Here is an 18521-nt window from a genome sequence, read left to right as displayed (position 1 = left end):
CTGCGGGGTCACGGGCCGAGCTGTGCCCCCGAACACCCTCACTCGCATCCAACCACGTACCGCTGGACGGTCGCTCATTACCCATGGGTTACCCCACCACAGGCAAGGTCAGACTGTCTCTCTGCAGCACTCTCGCGAGCGATTCCACGACCTCGGGCTGGTAGTCGCGGGCGCAGGCGAGCCGCAACCGCTCCAGTGCGGTGAGCGGTCCTCCCGGCCCCCCTTCTTCCCTCGCCATCTCCTCGTACGCGTTCACGGTGCGGATGATTCTGGCGCTGACCGGCTGTTCCCGGTAGGGGTCCGCCTGCCGCTCCACGACCACGGCGACCTCGGCGTCGACCCCGGTCTGGCGTACGACGGCGCCACCGAGGAGCGCGATGCGCCGCTGTTCCTCGGCGGGCAGCGCCGCGGTGGCACCGGCGGGCACAGGGTCGACCAGGCTGAGCTGCCCGATGTCGTGCATGAGGGCCGCGTATTCCAGCACGGTCAGCTCCGGTTCGGTCAGGCCCAGCTCGCGGCCGACGGCCCGGCTGAGCGCGGCCACGCGACGGGCGTGCCCCGCGGGCGTGTATCCCGCGATCTCGGTGGCGCGCGCCAGGGAGGCGATGGTCTGCCGGTAGGTGGTGCGCACCGCGGCGTACCGCCGGTAGGCGAGCTGGGTGAGCAGCAGCGGCAGCGAGAAGACGGGCAGCGCCCACAGGCCCACGACCGCGACGGCCGGCGACATCACGGCGCCGGTCGCGCACACGGCCGAGCCGATGCCGAGCCGGGCCCGCAGCTCGTCGCGCAGCAGCGGCCCGAACGGCCAGCGGGTGCGGGAGCGCGCCAGGGCGGCGGCGAGCACGGCGTCGCAGAGCGTGGTGAGCACGAGCAGGGCGACGACGAGCAGCGCGTAGGCGGGGCCGCCCCGGCCGTGCAACCGGCCGTGGTCGTAGAGGGGTTGGAAGCAGACGGCGGCGAAGCCGACGGTGAGCAGGCGGCGGGTGAGGTGGTCGGCGGTGGATCCGCGGCCGCGGGCCACGTGCGGGACACAGCCGGCCAGGGAGGCCGCGAGGACCACGGTGACGACCTGCGGCACGCCGTGGTGGATGGGCTGCCCGGCGTTCTGCCCGAGCAGGGCGTAGGACAGGGCCCCGGCGGCCCCGAGGGGAGCGGGCTCCCGCTCGCCGCTGCCGCTCCACCGGGACAGCTCCCCCACCGCGACGAGCAGCCCGAAGGCGAGGGCGACGCCGGGTTCGCAGAGGCCGTGCCAGAGGGTCACGCCAAGAGAGCCGGCGGCGAGGAGCGCGGCCGCCGTATGGGCGAGGACGAGGGGGAGGCGGCCAGGGGGCTTCTGACGGATCTCCGCCGTCATGCGGTGCCTCCGCCGTGCCCCTGCCCCGCCGGCTGACCGGCCACGGGCAGGGCGGGCGGTGGCGTGTTTCCGCGCACCTCGTCGGCGGTCACCGCCGGATGCCAGCCGTGCCGGTCCAGGGCCCGGATCAGCGCCCGTACCATCGCCGGGTCGAACTGTGCGCCCGCGCACCGCTCCAGCTCCTCCAGCGCGGCCTCGACGGGACGGGCGCGCCGGTACGACCGGGTCGAGGTCATCGCGTCGAAGGCGTCGGCGACCGCCACGACCCGGGCGAACTCCGGGATCTGGTGGCCCGTCAGCCCGTAGGGATAGCCACTGCCGTCGAGCCGCTCGTGGTGATGGAGGATCGCGGACCGCGCCTCGCCTAGGAAGCCGATCCCGCGGACCATCTCGTGCCCGTACTCGGGGTGGAGCTCGATGATCCGCCGCTCCTGAGGGGTGAGCGGCCCGTCCTTGCGCAGCAGGCGGGTGGGGACGCCGAGCTTGCCGACGTCGTGCAGGATCCCGGCGAACCGCAGCACCTCGATGCGCTCGTCGTCCATGCCGAGTTCGCGCGCGATCATCATCGAGGCCTGCCCGACCCGCTCACTGTGCCCGCGCGTGTACCCGTCCTTGATGTCGACGGCCTGGACGAGCGCGCGGATCGTCGCCTGGTGGGCGGCCCGCTCCTGGTGGTACTGGGCGAACACCCAGCAGGACACGTACATGGGCAGCAGCACGAGTAGCGCGGCGACCGGCCCGTAGGGGCTGCGCCACAGCACGGCCATCATCAGCCCGGCGAGCCCGTGCACGGCGACGGGCGCGAGGGAGCGCGAGAACAGGCCGCGCCAGGCGGTGCGCGCCGGTACCCGCTCGGCCAGCGCCAGGATTCCGCCGTCCAGCACGGTCAGAACCAGGCAGAACGCCACCACGGCGGCCCCGGCGGGCACGAGCGCGTACGGGAAGTGGGGTCCGACGACCGCGTCCCGGCCGTCCAGCGCCCAGTGCACACGGGACGCGGCCCAGACGGCGAGGGCGAGCCGCGCGGCCCGCCAGGTCCGGCGCAGCCACGGCTGCCGGTGTGCGACGGGCGCGAGCAGTGCCCCCGGCAGCGGCACGAGCGCGGCGACCGGGGGCGGCAGCAGAAAGGCCCCGGCGAGCAGCACGGGGAAGAACGTGCCCGTGCCCTCGGGGGCCCGGCGCCCGACGGGACGGATGGGGGTCCCCTTTGTCCGGGCGAAGCCGAGAGCCCGGGGGAGGGGCAGTTGCTCGCAGCCGGCGTACAGCGCGGCAAGCGGGACGACCGCCCACCAGGGGACCCTGACGCCGGGCACGGGAGCCACGCACAGCAGGGCACAGAGGACGGCACAGCCGACGTACACGCGTGTCCACGGCCGAACCGGCGGCATCGACGCACCTCCCCCGAACCCGCGCCCGGTCCCGAACGAGCGGGCCCGGTCATGCCCCTTTCAGGCTCCGGAGCCTAGAGGGGTGCGCAGCACACGGGGGAGGCATTGGGCGAATCCGCGGGCCCACGACCCGCGGATTAGCACATTCGGGTGACGAGCCGCCGGGCTCGGTCATGAGTTCCCCGAACGGGAGTTCAGGACTCCTGGGGGGTCACGGTCACGTCGGGCTCGGTCACGGTCTGGCCCGAGCGGATCAGCTCGAGACGGCCCATGACCTTCGCCCGGAGGTCGCCCGGCACCTCGTCATGCCCGCAGCACCGCTTGACCAGCTTCTTCACGGCCTCTTCCAGGCCGTACTTCTCGAGGCACGGCGAGCACTCCTGGAAGTGCTGCTTGAACTTGTCGCGGTCGACGTCCGGCATCTCACTGTCGAGGAACTCGTAGAGATGGTCGAGGACCTCACTGCAGTCCGTCTCGTGCGGGTCTCCGCAGCTCATGAGCCCGAACCTTTCGCTTCGTTCGACTCTCCGGCGCCGGCCGGGACCAGCCCGCGCTCGCGGGCGTAGTCCTCGAGCATGTCGCGCAGTTGACGGCGGCCCCGGTGCAGCCGGGACATCACCGTACCGATGGGTGTCCCCATGATGTCGGCGATCTCCTTGTACGCAAAGCCCTCTACGTCCGCGAGATAGACGGCGATGCGGAACTCCTCGGGAATCGCCTGCAGCGCTTCCTTGACGTCCGAGTCGGGCAGGTGGTCGAGCGCCTGCGACTCGGCGGAGCGCAGACCGGTCGACATGTGCGACTCGGCGCGGGCGAGCTGCCAGTCCTCGATCTCCTCGGCCGCGGAGCGCTGGGGTTCGCGCTGCTTCTTGCGGTACGAGTTGATGAACGTGTTGGTGAGGATCCGGTACAGCCACGCCTTGAGGTTGGTGCCCTCGCGGAACTGGTGGAAGGACGCGTACGCCTTCGCGTACGTCTCCTGCACCAAGTCCTCGGCATCGGCCGGGTTGCGCGTCATACGCAGCGCGGCCGAGTACATCTGGTCCAGGAATTCGAGCGCGTCCCGCTCGAAGCGCGCACTGCGCTCGGCGGAGGACTCCATGCCCGTGCCCCGGCCCTCGGGCTGCTCCGCCTGGCCGTTGTCGGTCCCTGCGTCGGTACCGGTGACCGGACCCACCTCCTCCAGTGATGTGGTGGGACCGAAACCGGTCCCACTGGAATCGGAGGATAGACGAACATCCTTACCCGCCGCCGCCCGAATAGGGGCGGTCTTCGCCGCGTGCAGCACCGTCCAGTCCAGGTCAGCGCTGCTGCGACGGTTCGGGCAGATGGTCGAACCCATGCGGCGGACTTCCTCTCTTCGTACGGTGCAGCACGGCACATGCTGTCTGACCCGCACAACATTGGTTCGACCCGCAACATTCCCGGGGGTCACCCGAGTGACGCAGTCCACTTCACCACGGCGTCGGTGATGACCCCCAGGGCCTCCTCCTGGGTGATGTCCGCGCGCTTCGGCACGGCGAAACCGTGATCCCCGTACGGCACCTCGACCATCTCGTACGACCCCTTCGGGAACTCCTCCGGCCTCCCGAACGGGTCGTTGCCACCCTGGACGACGAGCGTGGGCACGCCCGCGCCGAGCAGCTCGTCGGCGCGCGACTTCTCCGGCTTGCCCGGTGGGTGGAGGGGGAAGCCCAGCGCGAGCACGGCGGCGGCGCCGAGCTCGGTGGCTGTACGGCAGGCGACCCTTGCCCCGGCGCTGCGCCCACCGGCGATCACGGGCGCCCCGGGCCCTGCCAGAGCGGGCCACACCCCGCGCCAGCCCGTGTCCAGCGTCTTCGGCGCCGGAGCGACCTTCTTGCCGGCCACGCGCCAGGGCTGCTCGACGAGCGCGACGCTCACACCGTGCGCGGGCAGCACCCGGGCCAGCGCCTGCAGGTCGCGTGCCTCGATGCCCCCGCCGGCGCCGTGGCCGACGGCGAGTACGAGCCTCGCCTTCTGTGCCCTGTGCCAGGTGACGCGGGCCTCACCGGCCTCGGTCTCGATACTCTCTGTTACTCCCGTCACGTCAGAACAGTGTGCCCTCTTCGGGCGCCGCCAGCTCTTTCAGCAGCTCCGGGCCGTTGTTGCGGACGTTGCTGACCGCCGTGGAGACCGGGTAGGCGCGCATCAGGCCGGTGGGGGGCGCGTCCAGCAGGGAGCGCAGGTCGTCCGGGTCCGTGCGGGACGGGTCGAGCCAGGCGTCCCAGCGGTCCGGGGTGAGCATCAGCGGCATACGAGGGTGGATGTCGGCGAGGGAACGCGGGCCCTCGGCCGGGGTCACGGCCAGCGGGGTGTTCTCCGCCTCCGTCGTGATCACCGAGCAGGTCGCCCACCAGGCCCCCGGGTGGTCGTCGGGGAGTGTCCTGTCCCGCCAGAACTCGTACAGCCCGGCCATCGCGAAGACCGAGCCGTCGGCGGGCAGCACGAAGTACGGCTGCTTGCGCGGCCGCTTCTTCCTGCCCTCCACCTCCAGGTCGCGCTCCTGCTTGCCGGTGACCCACTCGTAGTAGCCGTCGGCGGGCATGATGCAGCGGCGGGTGGCGAAGGCACGGCGGTAGGACGGCTTCTCGTGCACGGTCTCGGCCCGTGCGTTGATCATCCGGGCGCCACCCTCGGGCGTCTTGGCCCAGGAGGGGACCAGGCCCCACTTCAACCTGCGCAGCTGGCGAACCGGCCTCTGGTCTTCGGCGTCCTTCACAGGACGGTCCAGGACCGCGTAGACCTCCTTGGTCGGGGCCACGTTGTAGTCGGGCGCCAGGGTCTCCTCGGGCTCCCACTTCTCTATCTCAAAGATTCCTGCGAGATCCTCGGGCCTGCGACTCGCTGAATACCGTCCGCACATGAGTGCCACATTGCCAGGCCCACCCGTCACCCGACCACCACCCCTCAACGACAGCGCTACGCGCCGGCCCCCTTCCATCAACCCCAGGAGCCACTACCAGCAATGGACAGCCTCGCCTCGACCTCGCTGAGCTCACTGCCCGACCTCTGGGACCGGGTCTTCGGAAGCCAGCCCGATCCCGACCTGTGGGTGGTGATCGCCACCCTGGTCGCCGCGCTCGCCGTGGTCGTCCCACAGGGCGTGTGGCGGATATCGCGCAACGCCATCACCATCGCGCACGAGGGCGGCCACGGCCTGGTGGCGCTGCTCACAGGGCGCACCCTCACCGGCATCCGGCTCCACTCCGACACCAGCGGCCTCACCGTCAGCCGCGGCAAACCGCACGGCCTCGGCATGATCCTCACGGCCGCCGCCGGCTACACCGCTCCCCCGCTCCTCGGCCTCGGCGGCGCGGCGCTGCTCGCCGCCGGGCACATCACCCTGCTGCTGTGGCTGGCCACCGCGCTGCTGGTGGCGATGCTGGTGATGATCCGCAACGCGTACGGTGCGCTGACCGTGGTCCTCACCGGAGGGGCGTTCCTGCTGGTCTCATGGCTTGCCGGTCCCCAGGTGCAGGCGGCGTTCGCGTACGCGGTGGTGTGGTTCCTGCTGGTCGGCGGCGTACGGCCGGCTTTCGAACTGCAGGCCAAGCGGGCGCGCGGAGGTGCCGGGGACTCGGACGCGGACCAACTGTCGCGGCTCACCCATGTGCCTGCGGCCCTCTGGCTCTTCCTGTTCCACGCGGTGTCGCTGTGCTCGCTGATCGGGGGCGGACGGTGGCTGCTGGAGGTCTGACGGGGCCGGCACCGTGCCTGACCTCAGGCGTGCGTGCATGAGGTTTTACCCGAGTCCGGGAAGGAGTCCGTGCATATATGCACGGCACATTCCGCCCTCTATAACAGACAACGGTTTCGATCGGATTTCGCCGCATTTGATCAAGATCTCCGGCCTGGGCCAGCCACTAAAGTGGGCGCATGACCGTTAACCCCGCACACACCGCCCTCTGGCCCGCCCCGCACGCGAGCGGAGCCGTCGACGCGACGGTCCACGTGCCCGGGTCCAAGTCGGTCACCAACCGCGCCCTCGTCCTCGCCGCCCTCGCCTCCGAGCCCGGCTGGCTGCGCCGCCCCCTGCGCTCACGCGACACCTTGCTGATGGCCGCCGCCCTGCGCGCGATGGGCGTCGGCATCGAGGAGACAGTGTCGTCCAGCTCCTCCGTCGCGGGCGGCCCCGACGGCTCCGGCGAGACCTGGCGCGTGATCCCCGCCGCACTGCACGGCCCGGCCACGGTCGATGTCGGCAACGCCGGCACCGTGATGCGCTTCCTGCCGCCGGTGGCCGCGCTCGCCGACGGCCCCATCCGCTTCGACGGCGACCCGCGTTCGTACGAGCGCCCCCTGCACGGCGTGATCGACGCCCTGCGCGCCCTCGGCGCCCGCATCGACGACGACGGCCGCGGCGCGCTGCCGCTGACCGTGCACGGCAGTGGCGCGCTGGACGGCGGCCCGGTGGCGATCGACGCGTCGTCGTCCTCCCAGTTCGTGAGCGCGCTGCTGCTCTCCGCACCGCGCTTCAACCAGGGCGTCGAGGTCCGCCACACCGGCGCCACGCTGCCCTCCCTGCCGCACATCCGCATGACCGTCGACATGCTGCGCGCGGTCGGCGCCCAGGTGGACACCCCGGAGTCGGGCGGCGAGCCCAATGTCTGGCGGGTCACCCCGGGCGCGCTGCTCGGCCGGGACCTGACCGTCGAGCCGGACCTGTCCAACGCCCAGCCGTTCCTCGCCGCCGCCCTGGTGACCGGTGGCACGGTCGTCATCCCCGACTGGCCGGCGCGCACCACGCAGCCGGGCGACCGGCTGCGCCAGATCTTCACCGAGATGGGCGGTTCCTGCGAGCTCACCGAGCGCGGCCTGGAGTTCACCGGTTCGGGGGCCGTCCACGGCATCGACGTGGACCTGGGCGAGGTCGGCGAGCTGACGCCCGGTATCGCCGCGGTCGCTGCCCTGGCCGACTCCCCCTCGACCCTGCGGGGCGTGGCCCATCTGCGGCTGCACGAGACCGACCGCCTGGCCGCGCTCACCAAGGAGATCAACGAGCTGGGCGGTGACGTCACCGAGACCGCCGACGGCCTGCACATCCGTCCACGCCGCCTGCACGGCGGGGTCTTTCACACATACGACGACCACCGCATGGCCACCGCCGGCGCGATCATCGGCCTCGCGGTCGACGGCGTGCAGATCGAGAACGTGGCGACGACGGCCAAGACGCTGCCGGACTTCCCCGACCTGTGGACCGGGATGCTGGGGAACTGACGGGCGGACTTGAGATCATGCGCCGCTACGGCAAGCACACCGACGAGGACGACATCCGGACCCGCCCGAACCGCAAGGGCAACCGGCCGCGGACGAACATCCGGCCCAAGCACGAGGACGCGGCCGAGGGCATGGTGCTCACCGTCGACCGCGGCCGGCTGACGTGCCTCGTCGACGACCGGACGGTCATGGCGATGAAGGCCCGGGAACTGGGCCGCAAGGCGGCCGTGGTCGGCGACCGCGTCGCCCTCGTCGGCGATCTGTCCGGCACCAAGGACACCCTCGCCCGCATCGTCCGCATCGAGGAGCGCTCCTCCCTGCTGCGTCGCACCGCCGACGACGACGATCCCTTCGAGCGCGTGGTCGTCGCCAACGCCGACCAGCTCGCCATCGTCACGGCCCTGGCCGACCCGGAACCCCGCCCGCGCCTGATCGACCGCTGCCTGGTGGCGGCGTACGACGGCGGCCTGGAACCCCTCCTCGTGATGACCAAGTCGGACCTGGCCCCGCCGGACAAACTCCTGGAGCTGTACGGGGACCTGGACATCCCGTACGTCGTCACCAGCCGCGAGGAGCTGGAGAACGGGAACGCGGCGGACCGGGTGCGCGAGCACCTGGAGGGCAAGATCACGGCGTTCGTCGGGCACTCCGGCGTAGGCAAGACGACGCTGGTCAACGCCCTGGTGCCGGAGGACCGGCGGCGTACGACGGGCCAGGTGAACGCGGTGACCGGCCGCGGCCGGCACACCACGACCTCGGCGCTCGCCCTGCCGCTGCGCCGGACCGGCGACTGGGTGATCGACACACCGGGCGTACGGTCCTTCGGCCTGGCGCACATCGACCCGTCCCGCGTGATCCATGCCTTCCCGGACCTGGAGCCCGGCACCGAGGGCTGTCCGCGGGCGTGCAGCCACGACGAACCGGACTGTGCCCTGGACGACTGGGTGTCCGAGGGACACGCGGATCCGGCACGGCTGTACTCCCTGCGCAGACTGCTGTCCACGCGGGAGCGGAAGGAAGGGGACTGACCTCCGCGTTGTTTGGGTCTGTGGCGGGCCGGTAAATGCTTACTCGCACCGGGCCGGATCCGATCCAGACGGAGCAGTCGACGTGGGGACGCGGGAGGACGAGACATGGCGTGGCTGCTGGTCATCGTGGCCGGGCTTCTCGAGACCGGTTTTGCCGTCTGCCTCAAGCTCTCGCACGGTTTCACCCGCCTCTGGCCGACGGTCGCCTTCTGCATCTTCGCCCTCGGCAGCTTCGGCCTTCTCACGCTGTCTTTGAGGAAGCTGGACGTGGGCCCGGCCTACGCGGTGTGGACCGGCATCGGCGCGGCCGGGACGGCGATCTACGGCATGGTGTTCCTGGGCGACCTGGTGTCGACGTTGAAGATCGTCTCGATCAGCCTGGTGATCGCAGGCGTGATCGGCCTCCAACTTTCGGGCTCGGCCCACTGAGGGGCGAGCCCCGCTAGGGGCAAGCCCCTTTAGGGGCGCGGGGAACTGCGCGACCCACCACAATCAACCCGCACCCGCGCACCCACAACCCCTGGCACCCCAAATAGGCGCACCTCTCTCACCCAGGCACGCCTCTCATCGAAGCTGCCGCGGCAGAGCAAATCGCACCAGCCCCTCAACCCCACCCTCCCCCGGCGGAGCCGCCACGCACGAAAGGGCGAGCCGAACCACCAGCTCACAAGAACGAGTCAACTCCGCCGCATCCCCCTTGCCCATACCGGGCACGACCACCGCCGCGACGGCCCGATCACGCACCAGTGCCACGAAGTCGGCGGGCGACGGCAACGGCCCGTCGGCCCGCCTCTGCGCAGGCACGGCGGAGCCGGACGGCACCGCCGAGAGCGTCGGCGTGGGCAGCCGCTCGCTCCAGCAGCCGGTGAGCATGGCGCGGACGAGGGCGTTGCCACGGGCGGCCGCCGCGGTCCACTCGGCGGTCGCGGCCAGCCGCTCGCGGGCGTCCGTGTGGGTGGCGAGGGCCCGCTCGACACCGGCGAGGTAGTTGTCGGCCTCCCGGCGCACCAGGGCCCGGGCGAGCCCCTCCTTGCTGCCGAACTCGTTGTACAGCGTCTGGCGGGAAACACCGGCCGCGGCGGCCACGTCCACCATGCGCACGGCGGACCACGGTCGGCGCGCGAGCGCCGTACAAGCGGCGTCCAGTAGGGATTCCCGCGCTGCAGGCATCATTGCCTCCCTCGGGGCCGGCTGCTCTGACGCACAGATTTGACGCGCACACATGCACTGTCAAGGGTTCGCGGCGGCGCCCGGGGGCGTATACGGGTCATCGCATGCCGTGATCACGCAACAGCGCCTGGGTGCTGCAGGGGAGCGCGCGGCGGCGCGGGGCGGGGCGCGTGCCCCGCAAAGATCCCCTGAGTCGTGTGGCCGTTTCCCGGAAGGGGCAGATACCGTTCGGTCATGCCCGACTATCTCGATGACCTGCGTCTCGCCCATGTACTCGCGGACGCCGCCGACGCCGCGACCATGGACCGGTTCAAGGCCCTCGATCTCAAGGTCGAGACCAAACCGGACATGACGCCGGTGAGCGAGGCCGACAAGGCCGCCGAGGAGCTGATCCGCGGCCAGCTGCAGCGCGCCCGGCCGCGCGACGCGATCCTCGGCGAGGAGTACGGCATCGAGGGCACGGGGCCGCGCCGCTGGGTCGTCGACCCGATCGACGGCACCAAGAACTACGTACGCGGCGTACCGGTATGGGCGACCCTGATCTCCCTCATGGAGGCGGGCGAGGGGGGCTACCAGCCCGTCGTCGGCGTCGTCTCCGCTCCCGCGCTGGGCCGCCGTTGGTGGGCCGCGAAGGGCCACGGCGCGTTCACCGGCCGCAGCCTGTCCTCGGCGTCCCGGCTGCATGTCTCGCGCGTGTCGACGCTGTCCGACGCGTCCTTCGCGTACTCCTCCCTCTCCGGCTGGGAGGAGCAGGGCCGGCTCGGCGGCTTCCTCGATCTGACGCGCGCGGTGTGGCGCACCCGCGGCTACGGCGACTTCTGGCCCTACATGATGGTCGCCGAGGGGTCGGTCGACCTCTGCGCCGAGCCCGAGCTGTCGCTGTGGGACATGGCGGCGAACGCCATCATCGTGACCGAGGCCGGAGGCTCCTTCACGGGTCTCGACGGTCGCCCGGGTCCGCACAGCGGGAACGCGGCCGCCTCGAACGGACTCCTCCACGACACCCTGCTCGACTACCTGAACGACCGGTACTAGTCACCAGGGGTACGCCCATGCCTCGCGAGCGCCCCTGAACTCACTGCGTGCGCCCTCTTGTTGACTCGCTCTTTGCCTGCGACTCTGAGAGTCCCCCCACTTGTGAATTTGTGAAGCATCGCACAGGCTTCTCCGGCGGGCATGAACGCACGGCCCCGGAGCCCTGCGCCGTGCGTTCCTAGGAGGTGGCTCCGCCCCATGCTCGTCCGTGACGCCATGAGCACGGTGGTCCTCACCATCGGCCCCGCACACACCCTCCGTCAGGCAGCAGCCCTGATGTCCGCCCGCCGGGTCGGCGCGGCCGTCGTCCTCGACCCGGACGCCGGCGGCCTCGGCATCCTCACCGAGCGCGACATCCTCAACTCCGTCGGCCTGGGCCAGTGCCCGGACACCGAACGGGCCCACGCCCACACCACCACGGACGTCGTGTTCGCCGTGCCGTCCTGGACCCTGGAAGAGGCCGCGCGCGCCATGACCCACGGCGGGTTCCGGCATCTGATCGTCCTGGAACGCGACGAGCCGGTCGGCGTCGTCTCGGTCCGCGACATCATCCGCTGCTGGGCACCGGCCCGACGACGCGTCCCGGCAGGGAGTCACTAGCCGCCCCCAGGCCCCAGCCACCCGCCGGCCGGCGCCCGCCGGCCGCGGGCAAGCGAACGGGCCGGGATCCCCGGAGGGATACCGGCCCGCCCCCTACGACAAGCGGTCCAACCCGGGTCAGCCGCGCAGAGCCTGGACCGCGGCCTCCAGGCGCTTGCCGAAGTCTCCGTCGGCCTGACGGAAGTTGTTGATCGCGCGCTCGGCGATGTCGTCACGGGAGACCTTGGCGATGAAGCCCGCGAGGTTCTCGATCAGACGGTCCTTCTCACCCTCCGACATCAGGCGGTAGAGGTTGCCCGCCTGCACGAAGTCGTCGTCCTCGGCGTGCACCGGGGTCTCGTGGTTGCCGGTACCGGCGGTGAAGTTCGAGGTCGACTGCCACAGCGGCCGGTCCGTCTGGAACGGACCGCCGAAGCTGTTCGGCTCGTAGTTCTTCGCGCCCTTGTGGCGGCCGTCGTAGAGGAAGCCGTCACGCGAGTTGGTGCGCGCCTCGGTGGCGTGCGGACGGTTCACCGGCAGGTGGTCGGCGTTGATGCCGACGCGGTAGCGGTGTGCGTCGCCGTACGCGAAGAGACGGCCCTGGAGCATCTTGTCCGGGGAGGGACCGATGCCCGGTACGAAGTGCGCGGGGCTGAAGATCGACTGCTCGACCTCAGCGAAGATGTTCTCCGGGTTGCGGTTGAGCTCCAGCTTGCCGATCTCGATCGGCGGGTAGTCCTCGTGCGGCCAGACCTTGGTGAGGTCGAACGGGTTGAAGCGGTACGTCGCCGCCTCGGCCGCCGGCATGATCTGCACCTGCACGGTCCAGGTCGGGAACTCGCCGCGCTCGATGGCCTCGCGCAGGTCGCGCTGGTGGGAGTCGGGGTCCTCACCGGCGAGCTTGTTGGCCTCGGCCTGGGTGAGGTTCTTGATGCCCTGGTCGGTCTTGAAGTGGTACTTGACCCAGAAGACCTCGCCGGCCTCGTTGTTCCACTGGTAGGTGTGCGAGCCGTAGCCGTTCATGTGGCGGTACGAGGCGGGGATGCCGCGGTCGCCGAACAGCCAGGTCACCTGGTGGGTGGACTCGGGCGAAAGGCCCCAGAAGTCCCAGACGTTGTCCGCCTCCTGCGAGCCCGTGTACGGGTCGCGCTTCTGGGTGTGGATGAAGTCGGGGAACTTGATGGCGTCCTTGATGAAGAACACCGGGGTGTTGTTGCCGACGAGGTCGTAATTGCCCTCTTCGGTGTAGAACTTCAGCGCGAACCCGCGGGGGTCACGCACGGCGTCCGCGGCACCGAGGTTGCCGGCGACGGTCGAGAAACGCAGGAAGGTCTCGGTCTGCTTGCCGACCTCGGAGAGGAACCCGGCACGCGTGTACCGGGTGACATCGGCGGTGACCGTGAAGGTGCCGTAGGCGCCCGCACCACGGGCGTGCACGACACGCTCCGGGATGCGCTCGCGGTTGAAGTGGGCGAGCTTCTCCAGAAGGAGCTGGTCCTGGACGAGCACCGGGCCGCCGACGCCCGCGGTCTCGCTGTTCTGGTTGTCGGCCACCGGGGCTCCGGCCTCCGTCGTAAGCGGTCCCTGCGCCACGTGTGCCTCCTGCGTCACTTCTGTCTATTGCAGTTACTTGGCCAAAGCCGGTCTCGATCCTACAATGGACAAGGTCTAAGTCAAATAAGGATCCAATCTCACACAGGTTCGGGACCTGGTCCCCTTAGCTGTTAGGCTGGACTGCATGAGTGACCTGTTGGAACGGCTGCGCGGACGCGGATGGCGGATGACCGCGCAGCGGCGCGTCGTGGCCGAGGTCCTGGACGGCGAGCACGTCCATCTGACGGCCGACGAGGTCCATGCGCGGGCCGTCGCCAAGCTGCCCGAGATCTCCCGGGCGACCGTCTACAACACCCTGGGGGAGCTGGTCTCCCTCGGCGAGGTGCTCGAGGTCTCCACCGACAAGCGCGCCAAGCGGTACGACCCGAACGCGCACCGGCCGCACCACCACCTGGTGTGCGCCCGCTGCGGATCGATCCGCGACGTCCACCCGACGGGCAACCCGCTGGCCGACCTCCCCGACTCGGAGCGGTTCGGCTTCATGGTCTCGGACGTCGAGGTGACGTACCGCGGCCTGTGCCCGAGCTGCGCGGGCGCCTAGCAGACACCCTTCCCGAAGCCCCGGTGCCGAGACGGCGCCGGGGCTTCGCGCTGCCTACGGACTTCCCGAATCTGACGGGCCGCCATATGGTCAACGGCACCCACCAGTCCGTTCCGCACTCCGCGAGGAGACCCCGTGGGAGAGCCGTATCCGCCGTATCCGCCGTATCCGAAACTCACCGCCCATCACCTGACCCGCACCTTCGGCCGAACCCCCCACACGGTCGAGGCCCTCGGCCCCCTCGACCTGACCGTCGCACCCGGCGAGTTCGTCTGCATCGTCGGTCCCTCGGGCTGCGGCAAGTCCACGCTCCTGCGCATCGCGGCGGGCCTGCTGCGCCCCAGCACCGGCACGCTGGAGATCCGTACGACGCCGCACCCCGATGTGCGGCTCCGCCGCGTGGCGCGCACCGCCATGATCTTCCAGGACTATGGCATCTACGACTGGAAGACCGTCCAGGCCAACGTCCGCTTCGGCCTGGACGTGCAGCGTGTCCCGCGCCGCGAGGTAGGCGTGCGGGCCGCTGAATGACCGGCCCGCACAACCCTCTTCATCACGCACAGCGTCTCTGAATTGGCCCAGTGATACCGAGCGTTGCTCAGGTGCGAGCCAATCGCCTTCGCGCCCTGGTGCTAAGCGGCAGAAGCCGTCGGCCCGCGTGGCGCGTCCCTCCGGACGCTGGCCGGCGAGGCCTCACGACTTCACCGAGGAGGGTGCCCGACGTCGCCTGGGCGCCGGGCGTGTACGTCACAGCTTGCCACGAATCTGGTGGGCCTGGAGGAGGCGCTCGTCTCGGTGACCGCGTCCTGGTGATCTCGGCCCGCCCGGGCCGGATCATCGCGGAACACCGCCCGCCGTTCCCGCGCCCGCGCACGGGCGAGGTCCGCTCGGCGCCCGAGTTCACGGCCCTGAAGAGCGAGCTGTGGGACCTGCTGCGGAGGGAGGCGGTGCCGGCATGACCACGGTCGCACCCGAGACGGGCGAGTCGGTCGTGGTCCGCCGCCCGGGCCCGCGGGAACTCGACCCCGTACGCACCTACCGCCGCCGACGCGCCCTCGAACTCTCCCTCGCGGTCACCGTCCCCCTACTGCTCGTCCTGCTGTGGCAGCTGGCCGCCGCCCAGGGCTGGATCGACGACCGCGTCTACCCGGCCCCCTCCACGATCCTTGCCGACGGCTGGGACCGCGCCACGGCCGGGGACCTGTGGCCGGACGTGTGGGCCACCCTGAAGCGCGTCCTGGCGGGCTACGCGGCGGGCACGGCGGCGGGCTACGCCCTGGGCCTGCTGATGGGTTCGCTGTCACTGGTACGGGCGGCCCTGGAACCGCTGCTGGACGCCCTGTACGTGGTGCCGAAGCTGGCCCTGCTGCCGATCTTCCTCAATATGTTCGGGCTCGGCGAGGGCCCGCAGGTGGCCCTGGTGGCGGCGACGGTCTTCTTCTTCGTATGGATCTCGACGATGTCGGCGGTGCTGGCGATCCCCTCCGGTCACCGCGACGCGGGCCGGGTCTTCGGGGCCTCCCCGTGGCAGATGTTCCGGCATGTGCTGCTGCCGGCGTCGCTGCCGTCGGTCCGGCAAGGTGACGATCGCGACGGGAACGCTGAGCGCCGAGTACGTGGCACCGCTGCAAGCCGCCCTGGACAAGGGCGAGTTCAAGAAAGAGGGCCTGGACGTCACACTGAAGGTGCTGCCGACGCCGGACGCACTGCCGTTGCTGGCGAAGGGAGACATCGACGCGCTGTGGGCGGCCCCTGAGGCGGCCGTCACGAACGGCATCAAGGGCGGTTTCGACATCAAGTGGGTGGCGGGCAACTTCTCCCCGGACCCGAAGTCGAAGAGCGGTCTGTGGGTGCGGCTGGAAAACGGCGAGACGGCGGCACAGGTCCGGATGGCGGGCCGCAGGATGGGCACGATGATCGGCAAGGGCTCGGTGATCGCGTACCTGATGCAGCAGGCGCTGGCGCAGCACGGCGGCGGCCTCGACAGGATCCAGTACCAGCAACTGGGCTCGGCGGACGTTCTCACGGCACTGCAGAACGGCGGCGTGGACTCGGCATGGCTGCTGGACCCCGTGTGGCGAAGGGTCGACGGGCAGCCGGGGTACGCGTTCCTGGGCGGACAGCCGCTCGGTGGTACATCCGCACGGTGAACACGTATTTCGCGGCGGACTACAAGAAGGATGCGAGCTTCGTCACATACCTGGCAAAGCTCTTGAAGACGGACGAGGCGATCCTGAAATCGACACCGTCCCTCCGCATGGACTGGGAGATCCGCGCCGGTACGACGTCACGCCTCCAATCGGCGTACGGCGCCCAGAAGGTGGCGACCGGGGACCCTCTCCCGGAGTCGAGGACGGTGAACCGTGCCCTGTACGAGGAGGCGGTGGGCCACAAGCCGTAAATGCACCAGGGCCGGAATCCTCATGGATTCCGGCCCTGGACCTTCAGTAGCGGGGACAGGATTTGAACCTGCGACCTCTGGGTTATGAGCCCAGCGAGCTACCGAGCTGCTCCACCCCGCGTCGGTGAACGCAACATTACGTCAAGGATGCGGACAGAGGCAAATCGCTTACGGGCGGGCTGCCACAACCAGCCCGTCCGGGGTCCCCTGCTCGAAGAGCTTGGGGGAGCTTGAGGGCGAGGCCGTCAAGGCCTCAAGGCCTAAAGCGGGGGTCTGGGGGCGCAGCCGCCAGAAACGTGGCCCCAGCACAGCGCAGCGTCACGCGTCACGCCGACAGCTCCTCCCGCAACGCATCCCGCAACCGCGCCGCCCGCTCGGCCACCTCCGCGGGCCCCAGCGACACCGCCCGGTCCGCCCACCGCTGCCCCTCCGCCAGCTCCCCCCGACGCGCGTAGACCAGGGCCAGCCGGAGTGCGGCCCGCCCGTGCCCCGCGTCGGCCGCCCGCGTCCACCACAGCGCGGCCTCCGGCTCGCTCCCCTCGCGCGCCAGCAGCAGTCCCAGATTGAAGGCACCGTTCCGCGACCCGGCCTCCGCGGCCTCCCGATACCACCGCGCCGCCTCCACGACATCGCCCCGCGCGGCGGCCAGCATCCCGACCCGCACCTGCGCCCGCCGATGCCCCTGCGAGGCCGCCCGCTCGTACCACTCCTCGCACTCGCTCTTCTCGTGCGACGGCTCGCCCAGCTCATGCGCGGGCGCCGGCGGCCGGCGCGCGTCCAGCACGGTGGCCAGCCGATAGGCGGCCTCCGCGCTGCCGCCACCAGCCGCGCACCGCAGATGCCGCTCGGCCGTCCGTTCGTCACCGTCCCGCAGCCGCGAGATCCCGACCTGGAGCGCCGCCTCTGTGTGCCCGGCGGCCGCCGCCCGCTCGTACCAGACCAGTGCCGCCTCGTCGTCGCCCCGCCCGGCGAACAGGATCCCGAGGTTGAACGCTGCGTCCACGCTCCCCGCCTCGGCGGCTTTGGAGAACCACGGTTCGGCACCCGTCGCGTCCCCGCCCTGGAGCAGCAGGATGGCGAGGGCGTTCGCCGCCTCACGGTGCCCCGCGTACGCCGCCCGCCGGTACCACTGCTCGGCCTGCGCGGTGCGGCCCTGCTCGGCGCAGAGCAGCCCGAGGTTGTAAGCGCCGTTGACATCGCCGGCGTCCATCGCCGCCCGGTACCACCGCTCGGCGGTCTGCGTCTCGCCGCGCTCGGCGTGCAGCGCGCCCAGCGCGTTCGCCGCGTTGCCGTCCCCCTCCTGCGCGGCCCGAAGCCACCAGACGGCGGCGCTCTCCGTATCCCCCGCGTCCCGCAGCAGGAAGCCGAGGGCGCAGGCGGCCCGTGCCTCCCCGTCCTTGGCGCTCGTCAGATACCAGCGCCCGGCCTCCTTGAGGTCGCCCCGCTTCTCCAGGATCGCCCCGAGGTGCAGCGCGGCCCGCCGGTGCCCGCGCGCCGCGGCCTGCCGGTACCACTGCTCGACCTCGTCGAGCGCGGACGGCTTGACACCGTTGTCCGTACCGGTCTCCTGCTCGTGCAGGGCCTTGCGGTCGAGTGTCCGCGCCAGCCGGTAGGCGGCCTCGCGGTGCCCGCGCTCGGCGGCGGCGCGCATCCACTGCTCGGCGCCGTCGTCGCCGCGGTGCTCCAGCAGATCGGCGAGCGCGTACGCGCCGAGGGTGTGACCCTGTTCGGCGGACTGGCGCAGCCAATATTCGGCGGCGGGCTCGTCGCCGCGCTCGCGGTGATGCCGCCCGAGGGCGTGCGCGGCCGCGGCGGACCCGGCGACGGCGGCGATCCGCCACCAGCCGGCGGCTTCCTCGGCGTATCCCCGCTGGTGCAGAAGAACACCCAGGTTGTTGGCGGCGGCCCGGTCACCCGCGGCTGTGGCGGCGCGCAACTGGGGCTCGGCTCCGTCGAGATCGCCACGGCGCAGCAGCAAGGCCCCGAGAACGCTCATCGCCTCGACGTCGCCGGCGTCGGCGGCGAGCCGACGGCGCGCCTCCTCGGTGGCTTCGCCCGTATCGTCCCGGTCCGCGACGACCTCACCGCTTTCGGTCCCGCCGGCGGGCCGCACAATTCGCCCTGTCTCGAACAGAGTTACTTTGTCCCCCATAACGTCCATCGTCGCACCACC

General features: G+C 71.1%; 19 protein-coding genes, 1 tRNA gene and 1 pseudogene. 11 read left to right on the top strand and 10 right to left on the bottom strand.

Features of this window, described 5'->3' with window-relative positions; translation table 11 throughout:
• Positions 1–88: 88 nt before the first annotated feature.
• The 6 genes from Q2K21_RS06115 to Q2K21_RS06090 all read right to left on the bottom strand — a co-directional run bounded on the left by Q2K21_RS06115 (position 89) and on the right by Q2K21_RS06090 (position 5626).
• Positions 89–1354 (bottom strand): HD-GYP domain-containing protein, encoded by a 1266-nt coding sequence (locus Q2K21_RS06115; protein ID WP_310766557.1) that lies wholly within the window; start codon positions 1352–1354, stop codon positions 89–91.
• A complete protein-coding gene (locus Q2K21_RS06110; protein ID WP_310766555.1) occupies positions 1351–2742 on the bottom strand; it encodes an HD-GYP domain-containing protein in 1392 nt (463 codons plus the stop codon). Before Q2K21_RS06110 ends, Q2K21_RS06115 begins: the two co-directional genes overlap by 4 nt.
• Positions 2743–2936: 194 nt before the next feature.
• The gene (gene rsrA, locus Q2K21_RS06105; RefSeq protein WP_310766552.1) at positions 2937–3239 is read right to left on the bottom strand and encodes a mycothiol system anti-sigma-R factor; all 303 of its coding nucleotides are present in this window, start codon (positions 3237–3239) and stop codon (positions 2937–2939) included.
• Positions 3236–3919 (bottom strand): RNA polymerase sigma factor SigR, encoded by a 684-nt coding sequence (gene sigR / locus Q2K21_RS06100; RefSeq protein ID WP_310780664.1) that lies wholly within the window; start codon positions 3917–3919, stop codon positions 3236–3238. The genes rsrA and sigR overlap by 4 nt, the downstream gene beginning before the upstream one ends.
• 254 nt (positions 3920–4173) lie before the next feature.
• Positions 4174–4809: an alpha/beta hydrolase family protein gene (locus Q2K21_RS06095; protein WP_310766550.1), complete on the bottom strand. Its 636-nt coding sequence runs from the start codon at positions 4807–4809 to the stop codon at positions 4174–4176.
• A 1-nt stretch (position 4810) separates the two neighbouring features.
• On the bottom strand, positions 4811–5626 hold the full coding sequence (locus Q2K21_RS06090) for an SOS response-associated peptidase (RefSeq protein WP_310766547.1): 816 nt from the start codon (positions 5624–5626) through the stop codon (positions 4811–4813).
• A 102-nt stretch (positions 5627–5728) separates the two neighbouring features.
• Here Q2K21_RS06090 and Q2K21_RS06085 point away from each other — a divergent pair, with 102 nt between their 5' ends.
• The 4 genes from Q2K21_RS06085 (at position 5729) to Q2K21_RS06070 (ending at position 9437) form a co-directional block, all read left to right on the top strand.
• Positions 5729–6460 (top strand): M50 family metallopeptidase, encoded by a 732-nt coding sequence (locus tag Q2K21_RS06085; RefSeq protein ID WP_310766545.1) that lies wholly within the window; start codon positions 5729–5731, stop codon positions 6458–6460.
• A gap of 179 nt (positions 6461–6639) precedes the next feature.
• The gene (gene aroA, locus Q2K21_RS06080; protein WP_310766542.1) at positions 6640–7980 is read left to right on the top strand and encodes a 3-phosphoshikimate 1-carboxyvinyltransferase; all 1341 of its coding nucleotides are present in this window, start codon (positions 6640–6642) and stop codon (positions 7978–7980) included.
• Positions 7981–7997: 17 nt separating this feature from the next.
• A complete protein-coding gene (rsgA, locus tag Q2K21_RS06075; RefSeq protein WP_310766539.1) occupies positions 7998–9008 on the top strand; it encodes a ribosome small subunit-dependent GTPase A in 1011 nt (336 codons plus the stop codon).
• 105 nt (positions 9009–9113) lie between these two features.
• Entirely contained in the window at positions 9114–9437 is a 324-nt protein-coding gene (locus Q2K21_RS06070) for a DMT family transporter (protein ID WP_310766536.1), read from the top strand.
• A 135-nt stretch (positions 9438–9572) separates the two neighbouring features.
• Here Q2K21_RS06070 and Q2K21_RS06065 read toward each other — a convergent pair whose 3' ends face one another.
• Positions 9573–10181, bottom strand: a complete 609-nt coding sequence (locus Q2K21_RS06065; RefSeq protein ID WP_310766534.1) for a TetR/AcrR family transcriptional regulator — start codon at positions 10179–10181, stop codon at positions 9573–9575.
• A gap of 231 nt (positions 10182–10412) precedes the next feature.
• Here Q2K21_RS06065 and hisN point away from each other — a divergent pair, with 231 nt between their 5' ends.
• Together hisN and Q2K21_RS06055 are read left to right on the top strand one after the other, a co-directional pair.
• The gene (gene hisN, locus Q2K21_RS06060; protein ID WP_310766531.1) at positions 10413–11213 is read left to right on the top strand and encodes a histidinol-phosphatase; all 801 of its coding nucleotides are present in this window, start codon (positions 10413–10415) and stop codon (positions 11211–11213) included.
• A gap of 198 nt (positions 11214–11411) precedes the next feature.
• Entirely contained in the window at positions 11412–11813 is a 402-nt protein-coding gene (locus Q2K21_RS06055) for a CBS domain-containing protein (protein WP_310766528.1), read from the top strand.
• Between the two features lie 117 nt (positions 11814–11930).
• Here the strand turns inward: Q2K21_RS06055 and Q2K21_RS06050 are convergent, their stop codons facing one another.
• A complete protein-coding gene (locus Q2K21_RS06050) occupies positions 11931–13403 on the bottom strand; it encodes a catalase (protein ID WP_310766525.1) in 1473 nt (490 codons plus the stop codon).
• Positions 13404–13530: 127 nt separating this feature from the next.
• Between Q2K21_RS06050 and Q2K21_RS06045 the strand changes: the two genes are divergently transcribed.
• The 5 genes and pseudogenes from Q2K21_RS06045 (at position 13531) to Q2K21_RS06020 (ending at position 16348) form a co-directional block, all read left to right on the top strand.
• Positions 13531–13947 (top strand): Fur family transcriptional regulator, encoded by a 417-nt coding sequence (locus tag Q2K21_RS06045; protein WP_310766523.1) that lies wholly within the window; start codon positions 13531–13533, stop codon positions 13945–13947.
• A 135-nt stretch (positions 13948–14082) separates the two neighbouring features.
• A pseudogene (locus tag Q2K21_RS35710) lies at positions 14083–14906 on the top strand (ATP-binding cassette domain-containing protein).
• Complete coding sequence (locus Q2K21_RS06030) at positions 14903–15703, top strand: ABC transporter permease (protein WP_310766519.1); 801 nt, start codon at positions 14903–14905, stop codon at positions 15701–15703. The pseudogene Q2K21_RS35710 and the gene Q2K21_RS06030 overlap by 4 nt, the downstream one beginning before the upstream one ends.
• Positions 15585–16097 (top strand): ABC transporter substrate-binding protein, encoded by a 513-nt coding sequence (locus Q2K21_RS06025; RefSeq protein WP_310780661.1) that lies wholly within the window; start codon positions 15585–15587, stop codon positions 16095–16097. Before Q2K21_RS06030 ends, Q2K21_RS06025 begins: the two co-directional genes overlap by 119 nt.
• Positions 16094–16348 carry a hypothetical protein gene (locus Q2K21_RS06020; RefSeq protein WP_310766517.1) on the top strand — a complete coding sequence of 85 codons (255 nt, stop codon included), beginning with the start codon at positions 16094–16096 and terminating at the stop codon, positions 16346–16348. The genes Q2K21_RS06025 and Q2K21_RS06020 overlap by 4 nt, the downstream gene beginning before the upstream one ends.
• A gap of 47 nt (positions 16349–16395) precedes the next feature.
• On the opposite strand, the gene Q2K21_RS06015 is transcribed toward Q2K21_RS06020, so the two are convergent.
• Positions 16396–16469 (bottom strand) — tRNA-Met (locus Q2K21_RS06015).
• A gap of 204 nt (positions 16470–16673) precedes the next feature.
• Positions 16674–18509, bottom strand: coding sequence for a tetratricopeptide repeat protein (locus Q2K21_RS06010; protein ID WP_310766513.1), 1836 nt, complete (start codon positions 18507–18509; stop codon positions 16674–16676).
• Between the last annotated feature and the right edge of the window lie 12 nt (positions 18510–18521).

It is taken from the genome of Streptomyces sp. CGMCC 4.7035, assembly GCF_031583065.1.
Lineage (GTDB): Bacteria > Actinomycetota > Actinomycetes > Streptomycetales > Streptomycetaceae > Streptomyces > Streptomyces yaanensis.
Note: the sequence above shows the minus strand (reverse complement) of the source record. Positions and strands in the feature narration are given on the sequence as shown.